The organism is Photorhabdus sp. P32 (assembly GCF_038085095.1).
GTDB classification, from domain to species: Bacteria; Pseudomonadota; Gammaproteobacteria; order Enterobacterales; family Enterobacteriaceae; genus Photorhabdus; species Photorhabdus luminescens.
On the sequence record NZ_JAZGJN010000280.1, the window covers coordinates 1 to 21,450 of the forward strand.

Here is a 21,450-nt window from a genome sequence, read left to right on the forward strand (position 1 = left end):
TTATATTATCAACCATTAAACTATCATGATGGCTAGATATATATTTTTATTGTATAAACAGGACTAAAACACATATTTATTAAGGTATTTTTAAATGAAAAAGAATTTTATTTTGGCTTCTTTAGTGACAATATTAGGGATTTTTAGTAGTTTCAGTGCGTTATCTTATGATGGAACAATTAGATTCCAAGGTTCTATTATTAATGAAGGATGTACAATAGATACCAAGGATGTTGTAGTAAACTTCGGTAAATTGTCGAAAAAATCATTTGGAACTAATACCGGTATAGTTGGTATAAGTAAAGATTTTTCTATCTCCTTATCATCCTGTAATAAAACAGGAGATTTAGGTATCTACTTTAATGGTGAACCTGATATTCATAATAGAAATGTTTACAGTTCAGGAGTTGCCGGCGTAGGTATTCAAATACTCAAGGCAAGTGATAAAACCAACATAAAACCGAGAGAAAATACCGCTGGAATTGCAACAATAGCAAGTAACAACGCTACTATGAATTTCATAGCAGAGCTGATTTCAACACAGGATGCAGCTTCAATTGGTAATGGTAAGATAGATAAAACATTCAATTTCACAATCATATATCCATAATAATCGAATAAACATCTTTAATATAATTATATATTTTTATAACCAAAGGAGTAAAAATGCTTCGCTTTATTACTCCCTTTTTGCTTGTCTTTTTTATGGGACAAGTACAAGCAGGGATTACTTTAGGCGGCACTCGCCTGATCTATAACGGCTCACAAAAAGAAGCCACAATTTCCATCACCAATTCGGATACAGACAGACCTTATCTCGTACAGTCGTGGGTAGATAATATCGATAACCGTCAAAATAAAGTACCGTTCGTTATTACACCACCATTGTTTAAAATGTCGAAAGAGAGCGAACACCAGATTCGAGTTTCATATATCGGTAATCAACTGCCAGCAGATCGGGAATCGATATTTCTACTCAATGTCAATGCGATTCCGGCAATTGAAAAAAATGACAATAGCAAGATGATCATCACGATAAAAAACATTATCAAATTGATTTATCGTCCATCAGGGCTATCTGATAACGATGCTAATGATGCCATTAATCGTTTGGAAGCATCACGTAATGCCAATGGTGTTCAACTAACTAACCCCACGGCTTATTACATTAATCTTAATGAGATGAAAATTGACGGAACATTAATACCTAGACCCGGATTTATTCCCCCTTTTAGTCAAAAGGTATTTTCAGCCAAAAATGGCATAAAAAACGTGACTCTGACTGCTATCAACGATTACGGTGGCACAACAGAAGAGCGCCAGTTTAATTTCTGATAATATTGTCTGATGAGTGTATTGTGAAAAGAATAATCAGTTTTGCTTTAATGATTTGTTGTTTATCGTTGCCAGCATATGCAGATCTGTATTTCGATATCAATGCATTACAATTATCAGACGAAGACAGAGAAAATATTAATCTGGAGAGCCTGGCAAAAACAGATTCCCAAATTCCAGGTGTCTATAAAGTTAACGTTATCGTCAATAAAAAGGATATTGGCATCAAAAGCCTATCCTTTATTGACTGCGGTGAGAAACTTTGCCCTGAATTATCTATCAGTTTACTGAAAGAAATCGGGGTAAAAATAGCAAGCTTCCCAGAATTAGCATCCCTTGCTGAACAAGAAATCATTTCTCAACCTGAGAAATATATTAAACAGGCGTCAGCAGAACTGGATTTAAGTGCTCTCACGCTGATGTTGAATTTCCCGCAAGCTGCCATGCAATCGCAAATCAGGGGGGATATCTCTCCTGATCAGTGGGATGATGGTTTGCCTATGTTTTTCACCAATTATCATCTAACAGGAATGCAATCCTGGAATAAAAATCAAAGTGAGCAGAATCAATATCTGAATTTACGTAGTGGCTTTAATTTAGGTCCGTGGCGAATTCGTCATAATAGTTACTACAACCATACGGGTACGACATCTGAATGGAAATCGCTTAAAGCCTATGCTGAACGGGATATTCGTCCATTAAGATCTCGACTGGTATTAGGAGAAACATCCACCGATAGCATGGTATTCGATAGTTTCACTTTTAATGGCGTTAAATTGATGTCCGATAGCCAAATGTTGCCAGATAGCCAGCAAGGGTTTGCACCTGTCGTCCGCGGTATTGCCATGACTCACGCAAGAATAGAAGTGCGCCAGAAAGATAATATTATTTATCAGACTTTTGTTCCACCCGGTGCCTTTGAAATTACCGATATTTATCCCAGTAACCTGAATGGTGATCTGGAAATATCTATTTATGAGGAAAATGGCAATGTCAGAAAATTTACCCAACCTTTTGCTGCCTCACCATTAATGATCCGTGCTGGTCAAATGAAATATTTTGCTAATATTGGTAAATTCAGCGGCGGCAAACAAGCCAGTAAGAAAAGATTTATTCAGACAGAAGCTATTTACGGGTTATGGGATAGCACCACCATTTATGGTGGAGTTATTGTTTCTTCTGACTATCAAAGCCATGCATTAGGTTTAGGGCATAATCTGGGAAAAATTGGCGCAGTATCAATCGATGTCACCAATGCAGCAACCCATTTCCCAAACGGAGAAAAGAAAACCGGGCAATCTTATCAGATACGCTACAGTAAAGGTTTTACTGAAACCAATACAACGGTGACATTAGCGGGTTATCGCTACAATACCAATGGTTATTACAGCTTTAGCGATGCTAATAATAAGTACCAATTTACTGATAATAACAGAAATAGCGCGCCTAAAAACCGGATGCAAATAACGATGGGCCAAAGCTTAGGACAATATGGCAGTCTTTCATTATCGGCCTGGCAGCAAGATTACTGGCAAGATAAAACTAGTAAGAATCAGTCATATTCTATGTCCTATAATACCAATATTCATGATATCTCTTTATCATTGAGCTACAATTACCACCGTAATCGCTCAAGCATTAATAACGATCAAGTGTTTTCATTCAATATCAGTATTCCTCTGGATAAATGGCTGCCATCAAACAATCACAGTGCATCGGTAGATTATGATACCTCTTATAACACCCGCGGTAGCAGCCAGCATTCAATGACATTATCCGGCTCCTTACTGGAACAACAGAATCTGAACTATACCATTTCTCAAAATTACAGCTACGAAAAATCAGAGAAAGAAAAAGAATCAGGTAATGCCGCCAGTTTATATTACAGAGGCTCATATGGTTCAATGAATGTGGGCTACACCACTGATCATAGAAAAAATCATCGGGTTAATTATGGATTAGAAGGAGCGATTATTGCCCATCCCTATGGCGTTACCCTGGCGCAAAATATTAGCGAAAGCGGCGCCAGCGCCTTAATTCGTGCCCCTGGGGCAACCAATGCCAAAGTACTGAATAATACATCTATCAGTACAGATTGGCGAGGATATACCGTTGTGCCTTATATATCGCAATATCGGGAAAATATGTTATCTCTTGATACCAATACATTCGGTGATGACGTAGATATTGATAATCCAACCACTAAGGTCATTCCAACCAAAGGGGCATTGGTGCTGGCGGATTATTCTATTCGTGTTGGTCATCGAGTATTTTTAACTTTACAACATCACGGTAAGAAACTCCCATTCGGTACAGTAATTACGGGCCCAAATGGTGTTAATGGTATGGTGAATGAAAGGGGAGAAGTTTTCCTGAGTGGTGTGAGTGATACAGTAAAATTAACAGCCGATTTAGGCGATAAACAAAGCTGTCATACTCAACTCGATAGTAAATTATATCAAAAAATTAATGGTATTATTCTGGCTTCATTGCGTTGTCAGTAATTAAAATAGTATTTATCCAGGAAAAGTATGAAAAATAAATTAATTATATTAACACTATTATTATTAACACTATTCAGTATTACAAAATCAATTGCCTCATGTGAATTAAACCCAGATTTTAAAGCGATTGATTTAAATGTTGATATAAATAAAATCATCAACTCCTCCAATAATCATAGAGCCTATATTCTTATCGCGCAATATGGACCAATGGAGCTAGCCAGTAACATAAACAGTAAAAAAACCTTTAAAGCTGACTCAACTATTGCTAATTGTGACAATAATGAAGCTGTATATTTTAAAACAGCATCAGATAAAATAGCATCTGCTAATAATCCTAACGATAGCGGCATAATAAGAACAAGTGCAAATAATATATATTATTACATAAAATACCTTGGAAATGGAAAAAGTAATCCTGAAAATAAGAAATTAAGTTTAAAGGATATAGGTGAAGTACAGGTGTACCTTTACCAAAGCGGAGATTTAACACCAGGAGATAAATTAAAAAAAGGATTAATTTCATCTTTATCAACATATGATGGTAAAGAGTTAATAAGAATCAAATATAACAAAGAAAATGTCATCGAAAATACAAGTTGTATGACATCAACGCCATACCAAAAACTGGTTTTAGGCCGTCATAAACCTTCTGATTTTAATGGAAAATGGCAAGCAGCAAGAAAAATCTCTTCCTTTAATATATCGATTGAATGCAAAAATAATATTCTTCCTACCATAGTTTTTTCAGGAGAAACTATTGACGAAGTGGATGAAAAAGATAAGGGTAGTGTTATTAGATTAAACAAATACGGTTCAGGAAAAGAAGCTAAAGGCGTTGGTGTTCAAATGATCCATAAAGGAATACCTGTTGCTATGCGAAAACCGATTACAGTCACGCCTTCCGGTAGGATCGGGGTTTATTCTATTCCCCTCTCCGCTCATTACTATCAAACTGGTGATACCATAACAGGTGGAACCGCTAATGCATCAGTACAATTTACAATTGAATACAAATAGCTTTACAAACTATCCAATTTAACTTAAATTATTAACATCACACTAACATGAGAAAAAAGAGAAATTTTCCTCCGTGATGTTAATAATACAGCAGAATTAAAACCTGATTTAAACGATAAATAAATCTGCCATATTAATCTCACTAATAAATTATACCCAAAAGATAATGGCACTACTCTCACTTCATTATGTTATTAATAATGGTGTTATTAGTAAATTGCATTGTCAGCAATTAAGAATAAATCTCAACAGGCATAGATATGAAATCTTATTTACGGTTATTAATTTTTGCTGTTTTACTTTTCAATATCAATAAAATACATGCTGCTTGTGTTTTAGAATCCACAACGAGTAACGGCACTGTCTTTTTTGATTTAAATTCACTTAAATTAAACTTAAATACATCAAACACTAAAAGTATTCATGTCGCCAGATTCAGTGCCGAACAATTAGCTAGCAGTATGGGGCTCAATATAAATGACCCTATTTTTTCATGTGATGACAACGGATATTTGGTTTTTGGTGAAAGTATCTATCTTGGCATGTCAGGTAATACGGAGCATGGGACAGGAAAGTTAACAACAGGTATAGAGAATCTCTATTTATATTTTGTTGCTCCTACCGGGAACCTAAATAATATGAGATATCCCACAACAAATGGCAGAACTTATATATATTACCCGCCAGAAAAGAAAAAAATCACTTGGAAAGATATCGGTGATATTGATGTTTATCTCTATAAAGAAGGTGAAATTAAATCAGGAAAATCATTGCATGCTGGAATAATTGCCATATTACAAACATCGAACGGCATCCGCCTAATAACAATAAGAAACAAAACAAGATATCATGTTACTGCTCAAGGTTGCATGGCTCTATCTGGCGATCAAACCGTTAGATTTCATGATGTTTACAGTTCTGCGTTTAAAGGAATAGGAACAACCGCGGGTCATGCTGATTTTAATATCGGCGTTGAATGTACAGAAAAAATCAAACCGACAATTACATTTTCAGCAAGAACAATCAATGGCACGCCAGAGAGTATTATTCAATTAGACAGAGCTAATACAACAAATACAGCTAAAGGGGTTGGTGTGCAAATCTTATATATGGGAACTCCCGTTCCTATTGGAAAACCATTTGTTGTAGGTTATTCTGACAGAAATTCTCGTTATAATTTACCTTTCACTGCCCGCTATTACCAGACCGATGATCGAATAATAGGTGGAAAAGCTAACGCAATAGCACATTTTACCGTTCAATATGAGTGATATTAAGTATAAACTATATATACCCGTTATCTTTCAAGTTGCCTCTTTGTTGGCTGCACTCGTTCACCCCGGTCACATAGTTCGCTATGCTCCCGGGGATTCTCTCCCTTGCCGTCGCGATGCATCTTGAAATCCATAGGATATAGTATTTTCTTACCTGGATAATCAACATGGAACAAACAGTTATACACACCAAACAAGCACCGCTGCCAAAAGATGGCAGTAGATTTATCACCCAAATCGAGTATGGAACGGTTGTTAAACACCCTCAAGTGCATTTCTGGCAAGCTCGCTTTGAACTTTCATATTATCACGATGAATTGTTCAATCAATTAAATCTCCCCTTCCCTGACACATTAGCTAAAGCCGTCAAGAAACGGCGAGCTGAATATCTGACAGCACGTTATTGCGCCAGACAACTTTTAGCGCAATTAGGGCAACCTGAATTTAATTTGATCTCTGGTAATGATCGCGCTCCAATTTGGCCGCAAGGTATTTGCGGTTCTGTTTCTCATTCAACTTATTGTGCAATTGTGCTGGCTGCGCCGCAAATTAATAACAGATTAATTGGTGTCGATGTAGAAGCTATCGTTGATCGTCAAAATATAGATGAAATCACAAAAATGATTGTGAATGACAGGGAAATTCAACTTCTGAAACATTGTCATTTACCATTTGAACAAGCGTTTACTCTTGCCTTTTCAGTAAAAGAGAGTTTGTATAAAGCGCTTTATCCACAAGTAAAACGATTCTTTGGTTTTGAAGCGGCTGAAATTACTGCCCTATCCCTCGAAAATAATGAAATAACGTTGGTGTTGCGGGAAACTCTCACCGATCATTACCCAACAGGCACAATATTTCGTGGGCAATTTATTATCTACCCACAGGAAATATTAACGCTAATTATTCAATAGCTAAAACTGATAATTGCTGATTTTGCTCAGCAATTTCACTATTATTCATTACCATCATTTTCAATAAAAACTCTATTTATTTAATATCCTTTTCTGTATTTATCAGCGAGTTATTGCCCACAGCAATTAATTCTTCCAGCAAAGCTGAAAGTTGAACTAGCTTTTCCGGCGAAAAGGCTTTTTCAATAGCCTGATATCCCTGCTCTACCTGCTCTTTCGCCTTGTCATAAAGTTTCTGACCATCCGGTGTTAAAGAAACATAAAGTTTGCGCTGGTCATTCATCGGTTTAAGACGAAAGATCAAGCCATCACGCTCCATGCGAGTCAATATCCCAGTCAAACTTGGGCGAAGAATACAGGTCTGGCAAGATAAATCATAAAAATCAATCGACCGATTATCAGACAGTACACGGATAATACGCCACTGCTGTTCAGTCAAATTATGACTCTTAAGGATTGGGCGAAAAAAACCCATCGCGGTTTCTCGCGCCTGAAGTAGTGCAATTGTCAGAGATTCATGCATGGGTAATTAAGGCTCTTATCTTAGAGCCTATCCCATTAGGCTATTTTATTTGCCATTGTTTGCAATAAATATGTTCATTCATAAGAATGGTCTGCAACAATAACGCCTATTGGGGTAGGCAGTTAATCACTGATTTACTCTCTGTCGAGAGTGCTATCTCACTCTATAACCACAATAAAAAGACTAGCACGTCCCCCAATCAACCACAAAGAAAAAATCATAAAAATATTAATAAGTAAATAAAAATAAACTCTGAAAATCAAGTTAATAAAAGGTTAATGCAGAAGCAATCGCTTTATCCAAAAAAATATTAATTAATTGATTAATAAAGATAAAAAATAAATTTAGTAGAGATATTGTTACTGAGATCACAATTAAAATTAACAAACACATTAACATATTGCAACAATGCGCCTTGTAGTTTATTAATATATTAATAAATGCATCTTAAAACCACCCGTTTAAGTTCATGAGGAATCGTTAATGAAAGGCACTGTCTTCGCCGTAGCCCTCAACCATCAGAGCCAGGTAGATTTCTGGCACAACTCATTTCAGCAAGCACCTTATAACACTTTACCTAAAACACCAGTGTGGTTTATTAAACCACGGAATACCGTTATCACCTCCGGTGAAGCGATTCCCCACCCTGTCGGTGAAGAGGTTCAAAGCGGTGCGACGCTGGCATTAATAATAGGTAAAACCGCCCGCAAAGTTGCTATTGAAAACGCAGCCGAATATATCGCAGGTTATGCATTAGCGAATGAAGTCAGCCTGCCTGAAACCGCTTTCTATCGTCCAGCAATAAAAGCTAAGTGTCGTGATGGTTTTTGCCCTATAGGCCAAATGACCAATCCTGAATCAATTGATGCGTTAGATATTATTACCGAAATCAATGGTCAGGAGGTCGATCGCTGGTCAACAGCCGATCTGGTGCGTTCAGCCACAGAATTAGTTGCAGCATTAAGTGATTTCGCCACCCTTAAAGAGGGAGATGTGATCCTGCTTGGGACTCCACACCAACGTGTTGCTATCAAACCAGACGACAAAGTTGTTATTCGGGCAGCAGGTTTCCCATCACTGGAAAATCAGGTTGTGCAAGCGGGAGAAGAAGCATGAAACACGCAAGAGTTCACTATCAAGGTTGCGATTTAATCGTTACTGTCGACGAACAGGAAAATGTCTGCCTGCCAGATGGCAGTAAAGTCAGCGGCGAATCCGTTCAATGGTTGCCGCCCGCAAACGGCACCCTGTTTGCCCTCGGCTTGAATTACGCTGATCACGCCACTGAGCTGGAATTTAAGCCCCCCGAAGAACCTTTAGTTTTTATCAAAGCCGCTAATACGCTAACCGGTCATCGTCAGGTTTCTGTTCGTCCTGATAATGTGGAATACATGCATTATGAAGCTGAGCTGGTTGTTATCATCGGCAAAACCGCCCATAAGGTCACCAAAGAACACGCGATGGATTACGTTGCCGGCTACACCGTTTGTAACGATTACGCAATCCGTGACTATCTGGAAAATTATTATCGCCCTAACCTTCGGGTAAAAAGCCGCGATACATTAACCCCCATCGGTCCGTGGTTCGTTGATAAAGAAGATGTATCCGATCCGCATAATCTGACATTAAGCACCTGGGTTAATGGCGAATTACGTCAACGTGGCACAACCGCTGATCTGATCTTCAATATTCCATTCTTGATCGCTTATCTGAGCGACTTTATGACGCTGCAACCGGGAGACATGATCGCCACCGGCACGCCAAAAGGATTATCCGATGTGGTACCGGGTGATGAAGTTATTGTTGAAGTTGAAGGCGTTGGGCGTCTGGTTAACCGTATTGTCAGCCAGCAAGAGTATGAGGAGAGTCTGTAATGACCATAATTAACCATTGGATCAACGGCAAAAACGTCAGCAGTAAAACCTATTTTGAAACTACCAATCCTGCTACCGGCGAAGTGCTGGCTGAAGTCGCTTCCGGCGGGCAAGAAGAGATTGATCAAGCCGTCGCCGCCGCAAAGGCAGCCTTCCCTAAATGGGCCGATCTGCCGATGAAAGAGCGTGCACGTCTGATGCGCCGTTTGGGTGAGTTGATCGATGAGAATGTGCCTGAAATCGCCGCAATGGAAACCAAAGATACCGGTCTGCCCATTCATCAAACACAAAATGTTCTGATCCCACGCGCTTCTCACAACTTCAACTTCTTTGCTGAAATTTGTCAGCAAATGAACGGCCATACCTATCCCGTTGATGACAAGATGCTCAACTATACGCTGGTGCAACCCGTTGGCGTTTGTGCGCTGATTTCTCCGTGGAACGTGCCATTTATGACTGCTACCTGGAAAGTCGCACCCTGTCTGGCGCTAGGTAACACCGCAGTGCTAAAAATGTCAGAACTTTCCCCATTAACGGCAAACCGTTTAGGAGAATTGGCTTTGGAAGCCGGTATCCCTGCCGGTGTGCTGAATGTGGTTCAGGGATATGGCGCTACCGCGGGTGACGCGCTGGTGAAACATCACGATGTACGCGCGGTTTCGTTTACCGGCGGCACCGTAACTGGTCGTCAGATTATAAAAAATGCCGGCCTGAAAAAATATTCAATGGAACTAGGAGGGAAATCTCCGGTTCTGATCTTCGAAGATGCGGATATTGAACGTGCTCTGGATGCCGCCCTGTTCACCATTTTCTCTATCAACGGTGAACGTTGCACCGCAGGTTCACGTATTTTTATTCAGGAAAGCATCTATCCTGAGTTTATTAAACGTTTTGCTGAACGGGCTAATCGTTTACGGGTTGGTGATCCACAAGATCCAAATACTCAGATCGGCGCACTTATCAGCAAGCCGCATTGGGAGAAAGTCTCCGGTTACATCCGTCTGGGAGTAGAAGAAGGCGCAACCCTGCTGGCCGGAGGCCCGGATAAACCGATTGATTTGCCGGCACACCTAAAAGAGGGCAATTTCCTGCGCCCAACGGTGCTGGCGGATGTTGATAACCGGATGCGGATTGCTCAAGAGGAAATCTTCGGCCCTGTCGCCTGCCTGCTGCCATTCAAAGATGAAGCAGAAGGTCTGCGTCTGGCAAATGACGTGGAGTATGGTCTGGCTTCTTACATCTGGACGCAGGATGTCAGCAAAGTCCTACGTCTGGCCCGTAATATTGAAGCCGGCATGGTATTCGTCAACACCCAAAACGTCCGTGACCTGCGTCAGCCATTCGGCGGCGTGAAAGCCTCCGGCACCGGCCGCGAAGGCGGCGAATACAGTTTTGAAGTGTTTGCTGAGATGAAAAACGTTTGTATCTCGATGGGGGATCATCCAATCCCGCGTTGGGGGATATAACCGTTTCATCAGCGTTAACCACGGCGAATTTCGGTTCGCCGTCCTGATATCAAATGAGGATTTTATGGGTAAGTTAGCGTTAGCAGCCAAAATTACACATGTGCCATCCATGTATCTGTCTGAGCTACCGGGGAAGCATCACGGTTGTCGTCAGGGAGCTATTGATGGTCACAAAGAGATCAGTCGCCGTTGCCGTGAAATGGGGGTCGATACCATCATTGTGTTTGATACGCACTGGCTGGTGAACAGCGCCTATCACATCAATTGCGCCGACCATTTCTCCGGCATTTACACCAGTAATGAATTACCCCACTTCATCCGGGATATGAGTTATGAATATGACGGCAATCCCGAATTAGGGCAAATAATCGCAGAAGAGGCGCGCAATCTCGGCGTGCGTGCTCAGGCGCATGAAATCCCGAGCCTGAAACTGGAGTATGGCACGCTGGTGCCGATGCGTTACATGAACAGCGACCGACATTTTAAAGTCGTCTCTGTCTCCGCATTCTGTACGGTCCACGCTTTTGAAGATAGTCGTCGTCTTGGGGAAGCGATTCTGAAAGCGATTGAGAAATATGATGGCACCGTTGCAGTACTCGCCAGCGGTTCCCTTTCTCACCGTTTTATTGATGATCAACGCGCCGAAGAGGGTATGAATAGCTACACCCGAGAATTCGACGAACAGATGGATCATCGGGTGGTTCAGCTCTGGAAAGAGGGCAAATTCAAAGAGTTTTGCAAGATGCTGCCGGAATATGCAGATTATTGTTATGGCGAAGGCAATATGCACGACACCGTGATGCTATTAGGTCTACTCGGTTGGGATAAATATGACGGTAAAGTGGAATTTCTGACTGAACTGTTTGCCAGTTCCGGCACCGGACAAGTCAACGCCGTATTCCCGCTGCCTGACTACATCGCCAATAAACCCGCTATCGCCTGATTAGGAGCAACCTATGCCACATTTTTATGCTGAATGTACAGAAAATATCCGTGAACAAGCCAACTTGCCAGGATTGTTTGCCAAAGTGAATCAGGCGCTGGCGGATACTGGCATTTTCCCATTAGGCGGCATACGCAGCCGCGCCATCTGGCTGGATACCTGGCAAATGGCCGATGGTCAACATGATTACGCCTTTGTCCATATGACCCTAAAAATCGGCGCAGGACGCAGCCTTGAAAGCCGCCAACAGGTTGGTGAGATACTGTTTCCCCTGATCAAACAACATTTTGCTTCGCTGATGGCGCAACGTTACCTTGCTCTCTCTTTTACAATGGAAGAATTAGATCCGGTATTGAACTACAAACAAAACAACGTCCACGCCCTGTTTCGTAAGGAGTAGTGATGCCGAAGCCTTTTCATCAGCATCCTCCTCGTTGGTTAATCCCTTTATTAGGCGCATTGGTGGCCTTCGGGCCTCTGTCGATTGATATGTACCTGCCAGCCTTGCCGGAAATGGCAAGGCAATTACAGGCAACACAAGGGCAGATGCAACATACCTTAGGCGTATTTTTCGCCGGCTTCTGTATTGGCATGCTGTTATACGGCCCACTGAGCGACCATTTAGGACGAAGAAAACTGCTACTCAGCGGTATCGCATTATTTGTCGTTGCCAGTGCGTTGTGCACATTGGCGACACAAGTTGAACACCTGATTTTACTGCGCGCATTACAGGCATTCGGCAGCGGCGCCGCCGTGGTCATGGGCCGAGCGATCGCCCGTGATATTTATGGTCCACAGCAATTACCACGCGTGCTATCACTCATGACTTTAGTGACCATGATAGCGCCGCTTATCGCCCCATTACTTGGCGGCTTACTGTTAACCTATTTCAATTGGCAGGCCATATTTACGCTATTGAGCCTGTTTGGTTGTATCAGTGGAATATTATTACTATTTTTATTGCCAGAAACGCTACCTGCTCAGAGTAACAATGGAAAACTTATCACCGCTTTTAAAAATTACGGCAAGTTACTGACTGACGGCGAAGCTATGGCAACTATCGGCACATTGGCATTCACTTGTGCCGCCATGTTCGCATTTATCAGTGGTTCCCCCTTCGTTTATATCAATTACTTTCAGGTTCCGGCGAATTACTACGGCTTACTGTTCGCCTGTAATGCGCTAGGCATGATGGCAATCGTGCTGCTCAATGTCCGTTTACTAAAAGTCTACGATCTTTCTCGTCTGTTATTTATCCAAACCAGTGCTCAACTACTGTTTGGCATCTTACTGGTTATCTTTTATCAGCAAAGTCTGACTGTGATCGTCATTTTAGTCGTACTGTTTATCTCGCTAGTTAATGCCATTGGCACTAACAGCCTCTCTTTATTACTTCAACATCGCGGTCAACTTGCCGGTAGCGCCAGCGCACTCGCTATTTCCGCGCAATTCGCTATGGCGGCGCTCGCCAGTGTCGCCGTCTCTTTACTACAAGATGAAACCCCTTTTGCTATGGCCCTTGTGATGGCAGTTTGCGCTGGATTGTGTTGGCTATGCCAACAGCTAGCCACTTTCTACCAGCGAAAACCACTCACCCAAGCGTCTTCAGGAGAAAAAAATTATGACAAATAATGTAAATACAGAATTTAATGTAAATAGAGAATTATTACGTCAACAAGCTTATATCAACGGACAGTGGGTTGATGCCGACAACCAAGCAACTTTTAAGGTGACTAACCCGGCAAATGGTGAAGTTATCGCACACGTCAGTAATATGGGCGCCGCTGAAACAGAACGCGCAATTGCCGCCGCTCAACAAGCCTTGCCTGCCTGGAGAGCAATGACAGCCAAACAACGCAGCCAGATTCTGCAACGTTGGTTTCAGTTAATGATGGCAAATCAACAGGTACTGGCTGAATTGTTGAGCCGGGAGCAAGGGAAATCGCACGCAGAAGCAATGGGCGAGATCGCTTATGGCGCCAGCTTTATCGAGTGGTTTGCGGAAGAAGGTAAACGCACCTACGGCGAAACTATTCCAAGCCCGATGCCCGGCCGACGGATCGTCACGATCAAACAACCTATCGGCGTTGTGGCCGCCATCACACCGTGGAACTTCCCCAATGCCATGATCACCCGCAAGGTTGGCCCTGCTCTGGCCGCTGGCTGTACGGTGATCCTAAAACCGGCCTCAGAAACCCCGCTTTCCGCTCTGGCTCTGGCCGCGCTGGCGGAACAAGCTGGCGTTCCTGCTGGCGTATTCAATGTAGTGACAGGCGTCGACGCGAAAACCATCGGCGGAGTGCTGACCCAAAGTCCGATTATCCGCAAACTCTCTTTTACTGGTTCAACCGGTATCGGCAAGCTATTGATGGCGCAAAGCGCCGACACCGTGAAAAAGCTATCGCTGGAATTGGGCGGCAATGCGCCATTTATCGTTTTTGATGATGCCGATATTGATGCCGCGGTACAGGGGGCGTTAATAGCTAAATTCCGCAACAGCGGCCAAACCTGCGTTTGCGCTAACCGAATTTTGGTGCAGGAAACCATTTATGACACCTTCGCCGAACGTCTGGCGCAAGCCGTTAATCAATTACAGGTTGGCCCGGCTAGCGATGCCAAATCACAACAAGGCCCGCTGATCAATCAAGCCGCCGTCGATAAAGTAGAAGAACATATCAGTGACGCCATTTCCCACGGCGCACGCATATTAGCAGGAGGTAAACCACACGCTCTGGGCGGTCTGTTCTTCGAACCTACCGTACTGGCTGATGTCAATGAATCCATGCTTATCTCCCAAGAAGAAACATTCGGGCCTATTGCGCCGCTCTTCAAATTCCGTGATGAGGCAGAAGCCATCCGTCTGGCAAATGATACTGAATTTGGTCTGGCGGCTTATTTTTACTCCCGCGATATTGGTCGGATCTACCGTGTGGCCGAAGCACTGGAAAGCGGCATGGTCGGGATCAATGAAGGTTTGATTTCTAATGAAGTTGCCCCATTCGGCGGCATTAAACAATCGGGCCTGGGACGTGAAGGTTCACGTTACGGCATCGAAGATTATCTGGAAGTGAAATACCTCTGCTTTGGCGGCATCGAGGACACAGGAGTTTAACTGCATGTTACAGAAAGAAGTCGTATCACAGGTTGCGCATCGTCTGCATCAGGCAGAAAAAAGCCGTGAACAAATACGCCAGATCTCACTGGATTACCCTGAAATCACCATTGATGATGCTTACGCTATTCAGCGTCACTGGGTGGAATTGAAAATTGCCGAAGGTCGTGTCCTCAAAGGCCATAAAATTGGCCTGACCTCAAAGGCCATGCAAGCCAGTTCACAAATCAGTGAGCCGGATTACGGCGCTCTGCTGGACGATATGTTTTTTCCTGATGGCAGTGATATTCCATGCGATCGCTTTATTGTGCCTCGTATTGAGGTCGAACTGGCATTTATCCTGGCAAAACCTTTACGTGGCCCGAACTGCACACTGTTTGATGTTTACAATGCGACCGATTACATCATTCCAGCGTTGGAATTGATCGATGCCCGTTGCCATAACATCGATCCGGAAACCAAGCGTCCACGCAAAGTGTTCGATACGATTTCTGACAATGCCGCCAACGGCGGCGTCATTATGGGCGGCCGCCCAATTAAACCCGATCAGTTTGATCTGCGCTGGATCAGCGCCCTGCTCTACCGCAATGGCGTGATTGAAGAATCCGGCGTCGCGGCTGCGGTACTTAATCATCCGGCTAACGGTGTCGCATGGTTAGCCAACAAACTGGCCCCACATGGCGTTCAGCTTGAAGCGGGACAAATCATTCTCAGTGGATCTTTTACCCGCCCGGTTCCAGCCAATAAAGGGGATACCTTCCATGTGGATTACGGCCCCATCGGCGCTATCAGTTGCCGTTTTGTTTAAGGAGAAAAAATATGGATCGGTTAACCAACACATTTAAACAAGCGTTAAAAGCAGGCCGCCCACAAATCGGCCTATGGTTGGGGCTTTGCAGCCCCTATAGTGCTGAATTAGTGGCTGGAGCCGGTTTCGACTGGCTACTTATTGATGGCGAACACGCACCGAACGATGTTCAGACGATTTTAAGCCAATTGCAAGCCATCGCCCCTTACCCAAGCCATCCCATTGTGCGCCCGCCCTGGAATGATCTGGTCATCATCAAGCAGCTACTGGATATCGGCGCTCAAACGTTATTAATCCCCATGATACAAAACGCCGAGCAGGCGTATGAAGCTGTTCGCGCAACCCGTTATCCACCGGAGGGTATCCGTGGTGTAGGTAGCGCTCTGGCAAGAGCTTCCCACTGGAACAGAATCCCTGATTATCTGCATCGCGCCAACGATGAAATCTGCGTTCTGCTTCAAGTGGAAACCCGTGAAGCACTCCGTAACCTGCCGGAGATCCTCGAAGTAGACGGTGTGGATGGCGTCTTTATCGGCCCAGCGGATCTGAGCTCCGATATGGGCTTTATCAATAATCCGCACCATCCTGAAGTGAAAGCCGCAATTGAGCAGGCAATCGCTCAAATCAAAGCGGCGGGCAAAGCGCCGGGCATTCTGATGTCAGCACCCAATGTTGCTGAACATTACCTAAAACTCGGCGCCCTATTCGTTGCTGTCGGTATTGATACAACTTTACTGGCTCGGACCGCAGAAGCGCTGGCGGCACGATTTATTGCGGACAAAGAGTTGCCGGCAACACCTTCATCCGGTGTTTATTAATCTCAGCAATCACCATTTAACAACCGATTTATTCAACAAGCTTTTAATTTCCTAAACAACGTAATACACATAAAACAGTAATTAAGGAAAATGATAATGAGCGATTCATCAACTGCCGTACAACAGCCGGATCTTCCGGTCGGTCAACATAAACCGTTAACGGCACAACAGCAATCCGTCATTAACAAGCTATTCCGTCGCCTGATTATTTTCCTATTCGTCTTATTTGTATTTTCGTTTTTGGATCGAATTAATATCGGGTTTGCCGGCCTGACAATGGGTAAAGATCTTGGATTGAACGCCACAATGTTCGGTCTGGCAGCAACGCTGTTCTATGTCACTTATGTTATTTTCGGTATTCCTAGCAATATCATGCTCAGCATTGTCGGGGCGCGACGCTGGATAGCCGCGATCATGGCGCTCTGGGGGATTGCCTCCACCGCCACTATGTTCGCCACCGGACCAACCAGTCTGTATATCTTGCGGATGCTGGTCGGTATCGCCGAAGCAGGTTTCGTTCCGGGTATCCTGTTGTATCTGACTTACTGGTTTCCGGCTTACTATCGCGCCCGCGCCAATGCGCTGTTTATGGTGGCTATGCCGGTGACGATGGCGTTTGGTTCTCTGGCTTCCGGTTATATTCTGGAAATGGATGGCTTATTGAACCTTCACGGCTGGCAATGGTTATTTCTGCTGGAAGGTTTTCCTTCGGTATTATTGGGAATTGTCGTTTGGTTCTATCTTGATGATTCACCCAAACGCGCTAACTGGCTAACAGATGAAGACAAAAAATGCTTACAAGAGATGATGGATAACGACCAGTCTGTTCAAATTCAACCGGCAAGTTCATCAACTCATCAGGCAATACAAAAACACAGTATATGGAGTGAGATTTTCGCGCCGATCATGTTGATGTATATCCTGGCCTACTTCTGTCTAACCAATACGCTGAGTGCGATTAATATCTGGACGCCACAGATTGTGCAAAGCTTCAATCAAGGCAGCAGTAACATTATGATCGGCATTCTGACTGCCATTCCTCAATTTTGCACCATCATCGGGATGGTTTATTGGAGTCGCCGTTCAGACCGATTACAAGAACGTAAAATGCATACGGCTCTACCCTATTTGTTCGCCGCCGTGGGCTGGATATTAACCTCATTGACCAACCATAGCGTCATTCAGCTCATTGGAATTATTATGGCTTCAACCGGTTCATTTACCGCAATGGCGGTCTTCTGGACCACGCCGGATCAAGCTATTAGCTTACGGGCAAGAGCAATCGGCATTGCGGTTATTAGCGCTACAGGTAATATAGGTTCAGCCCTCAGTCCGTTGTTAATCGGCTGGCTGAAAGATCAAACAGGAAGCTTTAATACCGGTCTCTACTTCGTTGCCGGGTTACTGGTCATTGGCGCAGCCATTATCTGGCTAATTCCGATGAAACACGCTAGACAGAGAATAGCGCAGTAATTTCAATAAAAAGGAAAAACCATCATGACTGAGCCTATCATTGCCAATATTGATATCAGCAAGGATTATGATGAAACCCAAGGCACTAATGATGTGCATTATCAGACCTTTGGCCGGATGGCGGCATTTTTTGGTCGTAATATGCAAGCTCATCGTCACGATGGTTTCTTCCAACTTCATTTTTTGATCACCGGCCATATTGAATTACAGTTGGATGCTCAACATTATTCTGTACAAGCACCGCTGTTTATCCTGACTCCTCCCTCTGTTCCTCACGCTTTTTTCACTCAAGATGATAGTGACGGATATGTCCTTACCGTGCGGCAAGATCTGATATTACCGTTATTAGAATCCCTCTATCCGGCTAATAAAGATATTCTTGATATTCCGGCTATTTGCCTATCCGTTGCTGATAAACCGGAAGAGCTAGCCGCTTTTAATCACTATTGGGCGTTAATCGCCCGCGAATCATCTAACAACTTTATTGGTCGAGAGCAATCGCTGACATTTTTAGCGCAAGCCATATTTACCCTGTTATTGCGTAATATTCCTCTTGATGATCACCCGACAAATGGCGTGCGAGGAGAGATTAAATTATTTCAGCGCTTTAACCAATTAATAGATAATCATTATCATCATCATCTTTCCGTACCGGAATATGCCCATAAGTTAGGTATTACAGAATCGCGATTAAAAGATATGTGTCGTCGGTTTACCAATCGTCCGCCGAAGCGACTCATCTTCGATCGTCAACTGCGTGAAGCCAAACGACTATTATTATTCAGTGATTGCCCAGTATTTGAAGTTGCTTATCAGCTTGGATTTAAAGATCCCGCCTATTTTGCCCGCTTCTTTAATCGATTAGTCGGCAGCTCGCCTAGTTATTGGCGAGAAAGAAATATTCACGAAAAATAAATATCCATGCTAATTATACCAAGCCCGGCATTTTATTCTGCTTGTTCAGCAAATCTCGCGCTATTAATTCGTGCTAAACTTACTCATTTTTATTACGAAATCGCTTCCAAGAATTAAAATTCTGAATATACTGAGACTCTGTAACTCACTGGAACTTTTTGAAGGATAAATGATGGCAACTGGAGTGCCGATATAAATAAATTTATTTAAGAAAAGGAAACACAACACATGCAAGGCCCTCACTATACGGCAGATAAATTCAGATCCCCACGTTTTGGCGTCACCGATTTCATACGTTATAAATGGCGATCCAGCAATCTACATGGTGTAAATGGTCAACATTATTTATGGGCGCACGGGATACTCCACGTACAATACAACAAGAAATTAATAACAAAATCTGCTCACCGAGAAAAAACACCTGTTTTATTATTTGCAGGATTAAAACCAAGACAACGCATTTAATCATGAGAATTTCAGAATGAGCAAATCAGCCATAGTTTTAAATATCACTTATGCTATCTTTTGTGCGTTATTTATATATATGATGTCATACTTAGAAGAAGAGCATTATATCGGTGGTCAGGATACAGATAATCTCTGTACTGTTTACAGAGAGCTGATAGATGATAATCGTGATGTATTTGCTCCAACATGTTTACTGATTATGTCTCCCCTAATTTATGTAACCGTGAAGAAAAGATTCAAATCCCTTTCTCTTAATGTCATTACATTTGCTTTGCTTGGATACTGGGTGTGGCGGTTCTTTGTCAGATTAATCGTATGCGTTTAGAATAGTTTCAAATATTCAGGTAACAGTTACTGGGCGTTACCTGAATGTCAATTCACGCTATGTCAACTCACACTATATCAATTCACACAATGTCAATTCACACTATGCGATTATTACAAACATGCCATCTGGATAGTCGAGATATTTAAGTCCCTTTTAACACTTTGATGCCACATTTCTAAGTATTCTGGTTTTAAATATTTACTCTTCTTACAAATGTAAATTATCTTAAATTTATAAATTTTTAATTGCTTTTTGCACACACCCTACAGCAGGATAAAAAAAGCACATTAAGAGGAGCAACCAGTATGGCAAATATCATTTATTTAACATTAAAAGGCAAAAAACAGGGGCTGATCTCCACTGGCTGCGGTTCCTTAAACTCTATAGGAAATAATTACCAGCACGGCCATGAGAATGAGATTTTTATTTACTCTCTTCAACATTTAATGACGAGGGAACAACACGTATCCCATCATCCGGTTATGGTAGTAAAACCCGTCGATAAATCTTCGCCTTTACTGACGCGAAGCTTCGATGAAAATGAAGAGCTGGAATGCCTGTTTGAGAATTATCGAACATCACCAACCGGAGGATTAGAAAAAAATTATTCCATCAGGCTAGGCCACGCCTTTATCTCCAGCATAAAATGCCATTTTCCGCATTCCAGAGATAATAATGCCGGCGTACCACAAGAAATTATCTGCTTCACTTATAAAAATATCACGTGGAACAATCTGGCCTGCTCCACCGGTTCTTATAGCTTCTGGGATGACAGGGTTTATTGACGATGAATAATGCCGCTTATTTAACTGATACCCCTGTTGATTCAGAGTCTGAGAATGGGTTACGTATTGTTTTATCGCCTGTGCAACTGGCGGCGATCCTATCGGATAATACCATTACCGAGGAAGAGACCTGGAGTAACAGAATATTAGGAGGGGCGAGTTTGGCGGCAGGAGTCGTTGAACTGATTGGCGCTGGCGCTCTTTGTCTGGCGCCTGATCCTTCAACGCTAACTAAAGCTGCTTGCGTTATTATCGGTGCGCACAGTCTTGATGTAATGAATGCTTCTGCCAGTCAAATAATTACCGGCAGAGAAACCTCGACGGAAACTTATCAAGAGGCGGTAAATTTAGCAAAAGAATTTGGAGCTGATGATTACACCGCTTCTGAAATAGGGCTTACCGTCGATATCGCTGTGCCATTGTCATTTGCTTCAATGGCGGGCGCTGTTAGAGTTGCCTCTGTACGAGTAGGCCGAATTAAGTTAATTGAACATGAATCGCCTACAGGGTTAAAACCGGGTGGGCATACTTTGCTTAAACATGTTGGGTTATCTGAGCAGGAGTTGAGAGCGAGGTTTTTAATATCTAAAACAATGAAAGAATCAAGTTGTTTTTATGATATAAAAATAGCAGAGAAAGTGATTTCAAATACCATCAAAAATAATCAGGCAAAAATAATTAACTGGACGAAATATGCTTTTGGAGGTAGCAGGTTAACTATAGATGATGTTTCAAAAGTACCAGTTGGCATCGGCATTACCAAAGGTGTTGAAGGAGTAGACCAATTATATAAAGTGAGAGTTGTTTTATATTACTCTGAATTCAATGGTAAGCCGTACTATATATTAACCGCCTTTCCTAAATATTAATCATATATAAAGAGGGTCAATGCA

Annotated in this window: 21 protein-coding genes; 20 read left to right on the forward strand and 1 reads right to left on the reverse strand. The window is 42.6% G+C overall.

What is annotated here, in order from left to right:
* The first annotated feature begins 94 nt into the window (after window positions 1–94).
* The 6 genes from V2H77_RS16185 (at window position 95) to V2H77_RS16210 (ending at window position 7,044) form a co-directional block, all read left to right on the forward strand.
* Entirely contained in the window at window positions 95–610 is a 516-nt protein-coding gene (locus V2H77_RS16185) for a fimbrial protein (RefSeq protein ID WP_341499630.1), read from the forward strand.
* Between the two features lie 56 nt (window positions 611–666).
* A complete protein-coding gene (locus tag V2H77_RS16190) occupies window positions 667–1,335 on the forward strand; it encodes a fimbrial biogenesis chaperone (protein ID WP_341499631.1) in 669 nt (222 codons plus the stop codon).
* A 23-nt stretch (window positions 1,336–1,358) separates the two neighbouring features.
* Window positions 1,359–3,839, forward strand: coding sequence for a fimbria/pilus outer membrane usher protein (locus tag V2H77_RS16195; protein ID WP_341499632.1), 2,481 nt, complete (start codon window positions 1,359–1,361; stop codon window positions 3,837–3,839).
* Between the two features lie 27 nt (window positions 3,840–3,866).
* Entirely contained in the window at window positions 3,867–4,859 is a 993-nt protein-coding gene (locus V2H77_RS16200; RefSeq protein ID WP_341499633.1) for a fimbrial protein, read from the forward strand.
* A 260-nt stretch (window positions 4,860–5,119) separates the two neighbouring features.
* Window positions 5,120–6,130, forward strand: a complete 1,011-nt coding sequence (locus V2H77_RS16205) for a fimbrial protein (RefSeq protein ID WP_341499634.1) — start codon at window positions 5,120–5,122, stop codon at window positions 6,128–6,130.
* A 170-nt stretch (window positions 6,131–6,300) separates the two neighbouring features.
* Complete coding sequence (locus V2H77_RS16210) at window positions 6,301–7,044, forward strand: 4'-phosphopantetheinyl transferase family protein (protein WP_341499635.1); 744 nt, start codon at window positions 6,301–6,303, stop codon at window positions 7,042–7,044.
* A 76-nt stretch (window positions 7,045–7,120) separates the two neighbouring features.
* On the opposite strand, the gene hpaR is transcribed toward V2H77_RS16210, so the two are convergent.
* Complete coding sequence (gene hpaR, locus V2H77_RS16215; protein WP_049583181.1) at window positions 7,121–7,567, reverse strand: homoprotocatechuate degradation operon regulator HpaR; 447 nt, start codon at window positions 7,565–7,567, stop codon at window positions 7,121–7,123.
* A 483-nt stretch (window positions 7,568–8,050) separates the two neighbouring features.
* On the opposite strand from hpaR, the gene V2H77_RS16220 reads away from it, so the two are divergent.
* The 14 genes from V2H77_RS16220 (at window position 8,051) to V2H77_RS16285 (ending at window position 21,426) form a co-directional block, all read left to right on the forward strand.
* Window positions 8,051–8,683 (forward strand): fumarylacetoacetate hydrolase family protein, encoded by a 633-nt coding sequence (locus tag V2H77_RS16220; protein ID WP_341499636.1) that lies wholly within the window; start codon window positions 8,051–8,053, stop codon window positions 8,681–8,683.
* Window positions 8,680–9,441, forward strand: a complete 762-nt coding sequence (locus V2H77_RS16225) for a fumarylacetoacetate hydrolase family protein (protein ID WP_341499637.1) — start codon at window positions 8,680–8,682, stop codon at window positions 9,439–9,441. Before V2H77_RS16220 ends, V2H77_RS16225 begins: the two co-directional genes overlap by 4 nt.
* Entirely contained in the window at window positions 9,441–10,907 is a 1,467-nt protein-coding gene (hpaE, locus tag V2H77_RS16230; protein ID WP_265380403.1) for a 5-carboxymethyl-2-hydroxymuconate semialdehyde dehydrogenase, read from the forward strand. Before V2H77_RS16225 ends, hpaE begins: the two co-directional genes overlap by 1 nt.
* Before the next feature lie 64 nt (window positions 10,908–10,971).
* The gene (hpaD, locus tag V2H77_RS16235; protein ID WP_088374659.1) at window positions 10,972–11,850 is read left to right on the forward strand and encodes a 3,4-dihydroxyphenylacetate 2,3-dioxygenase; all 879 of its coding nucleotides are present in this window, start codon (window positions 10,972–10,974) and stop codon (window positions 11,848–11,850) included.
* Window positions 11,851–11,863: 13 nt separating this feature from the next.
* Entirely contained in the window at window positions 11,864–12,250 is a 387-nt protein-coding gene (locus V2H77_RS16240; protein WP_341499638.1) for a 5-carboxymethyl-2-hydroxymuconate Delta-isomerase, read from the forward strand.
* A gap of 2 nt (window positions 12,251–12,252) precedes the next feature.
* On the forward strand, window positions 12,253–13,482 hold the full coding sequence (locus tag V2H77_RS16245; RefSeq protein ID WP_341499639.1) for a Bcr/CflA family multidrug efflux MFS transporter: 1,230 nt from the start codon (window positions 12,253–12,255) through the stop codon (window positions 13,480–13,482).
* On the forward strand, window positions 13,472–14,962 hold the full coding sequence (locus V2H77_RS16250) for an NAD-dependent succinate-semialdehyde dehydrogenase (RefSeq protein ID WP_341499640.1): 1,491 nt from the start codon (window positions 13,472–13,474) through the stop codon (window positions 14,960–14,962). Before V2H77_RS16245 ends, V2H77_RS16250 begins: the two co-directional genes overlap by 11 nt.
* Window positions 14,963–14,966: 4 nt before the next feature.
* Entirely contained in the window at window positions 14,967–15,770 is an 804-nt protein-coding gene (hpaH, locus tag V2H77_RS16255) for a 2-oxo-hept-4-ene-1,7-dioate hydratase (protein ID WP_214054350.1), read from the forward strand.
* A gap of 11 nt (window positions 15,771–15,781) precedes the next feature.
* On the forward strand, window positions 15,782–16,588 hold the full coding sequence (hpaI, locus tag V2H77_RS16260; RefSeq protein WP_341499641.1) for a 4-hydroxy-2-oxoheptanedioate aldolase: 807 nt from the start codon (window positions 15,782–15,784) through the stop codon (window positions 16,586–16,588).
* A 96-nt stretch (window positions 16,589–16,684) separates the two neighbouring features.
* Complete coding sequence (gene hpaX / locus V2H77_RS16265; protein WP_341499642.1) at window positions 16,685–18,061, forward strand: 4-hydroxyphenylacetate permease; 1,377 nt, start codon at window positions 16,685–16,687, stop codon at window positions 18,059–18,061.
* 24 nt (window positions 18,062–18,085) lie between these two features.
* Window positions 18,086–18,976 (forward strand): 4-hydroxyphenylacetate catabolism regulatory protein HpaA, encoded by an 891-nt coding sequence (gene hpaA, locus V2H77_RS16270; protein ID WP_341499643.1) that lies wholly within the window; start codon window positions 18,086–18,088, stop codon window positions 18,974–18,976.
* 481 nt (window positions 18,977–19,457) lie between these two features.
* Window positions 19,458–19,769, forward strand: a complete 312-nt coding sequence (locus V2H77_RS16275) for a YjeO family protein (protein WP_265381229.1) — start codon at window positions 19,458–19,460, stop codon at window positions 19,767–19,769.
* 308 nt (window positions 19,770–20,077) lie between these two features.
* The gene (locus V2H77_RS16280; protein ID WP_265381230.1) at window positions 20,078–20,557 is read left to right on the forward strand and encodes an Hcp family type VI secretion system effector; all 480 of its coding nucleotides are present in this window, start codon (window positions 20,078–20,080) and stop codon (window positions 20,555–20,557) included.
* A 2-nt stretch (window positions 20,558–20,559) separates the two neighbouring features.
* Window positions 20,560–21,426 carry an RNase A-like domain-containing protein gene (locus V2H77_RS16285; protein ID WP_341499644.1) on the forward strand — a complete coding sequence of 289 codons (867 nt, stop codon included), beginning with the start codon at window positions 20,560–20,562 and terminating at the stop codon, window positions 21,424–21,426.
* The last annotated feature ends 24 nt before the right edge of the window (window positions 21,427–21,450 follow it).

What these genes read in the sequence shown, in the direction of transcription:
- hpaD (WP_088374659.1), top strand. Translation starts at nt 10,972, where the DNA reads ATGGGTAAGTTAGCGTTAGCAGCCAAAATTACACATGTGCCATCCATG.
- V2H77_RS16185 (WP_341499630.1), top strand. Translation starts at nt 95, where the DNA reads ATGAAAAAGAATTTTATTTTGGCTTCTTTAGTGACAATATTAGGGATT.
- hpaH (WP_214054350.1), top strand. Translation starts at nt 14,967, where the DNA reads ATGTTACAGAAAGAAGTCGTATCACAGGTTGCGCATCGTCTGCATCAG.
- hpaE (WP_265380403.1), top strand. Translation starts at nt 9,441, where the DNA reads ATGACCATAATTAACCATTGGATCAACGGCAAAAACGTCAGCAGTAAA.
- V2H77_RS16210 (WP_341499635.1), top strand. Translation starts at nt 6,301, where the DNA reads ATGGAACAAACAGTTATACACACCAAACAAGCACCGCTGCCAAAAGAT.
- hpaA (WP_341499643.1), top strand. Translation starts at nt 18,086, where the DNA reads ATGACTGAGCCTATCATTGCCAATATTGATATCAGCAAGGATTATGAT.
- hpaX (WP_341499642.1), top strand. Translation starts at nt 16,685, where the DNA reads ATGAGCGATTCATCAACTGCCGTACAACAGCCGGATCTTCCGGTCGGT.
- V2H77_RS16285 (WP_341499644.1), top strand. Translation starts at nt 20,560, where the DNA reads ATGAATAATGCCGCTTATTTAACTGATACCCCTGTTGATTCAGAGTCT.
- V2H77_RS16250 (WP_341499640.1), top strand. Translation starts at nt 13,472, where the DNA reads ATGACAAATAATGTAAATACAGAATTTAATGTAAATAGAGAATTATTA.
- hpaI (WP_341499641.1), top strand. Translation starts at nt 15,782, where the DNA reads ATGGATCGGTTAACCAACACATTTAAACAAGCGTTAAAAGCAGGCCGC.
- V2H77_RS16190 (WP_341499631.1), top strand. Translation starts at nt 667, where the DNA reads ATGCTTCGCTTTATTACTCCCTTTTTGCTTGTCTTTTTTATGGGACAA.
- V2H77_RS16240 (WP_341499638.1), top strand. Translation starts at nt 11,864, where the DNA reads ATGCCACATTTTTATGCTGAATGTACAGAAAATATCCGTGAACAAGCC.
- V2H77_RS16275 (WP_265381229.1), top strand. Translation starts at nt 19,458, where the DNA reads ATGAGCAAATCAGCCATAGTTTTAAATATCACTTATGCTATCTTTTGT.
- V2H77_RS16205 (WP_341499634.1), top strand. Translation starts at nt 5,120, where the DNA reads ATGAAATCTTATTTACGGTTATTAATTTTTGCTGTTTTACTTTTCAAT.
- V2H77_RS16225 (WP_341499637.1), top strand. Translation starts at nt 8,680, where the DNA reads ATGAAACACGCAAGAGTTCACTATCAAGGTTGCGATTTAATCGTTACT.
- V2H77_RS16280 (WP_265381230.1), top strand. Translation starts at nt 20,078, where the DNA reads ATGGCAAATATCATTTATTTAACATTAAAAGGCAAAAAACAGGGGCTG.
- V2H77_RS16245 (WP_341499639.1), top strand. Translation starts at nt 12,253, where the DNA reads ATGCCGAAGCCTTTTCATCAGCATCCTCCTCGTTGGTTAATCCCTTTA.
- V2H77_RS16200 (WP_341499633.1), top strand. Translation starts at nt 3,867, where the DNA reads ATGAAAAATAAATTAATTATATTAACACTATTATTATTAACACTATTC.
- V2H77_RS16220 (WP_341499636.1), top strand. Translation starts at nt 8,051, where the DNA reads ATGAAAGGCACTGTCTTCGCCGTAGCCCTCAACCATCAGAGCCAGGTA.
- hpaR (WP_049583181.1), bottom strand. Translation starts at nt 7,567, where the DNA reads ATGCATGAATCTCTGACAATTGCACTACTTCAGGCGCGAGAAACCGCG.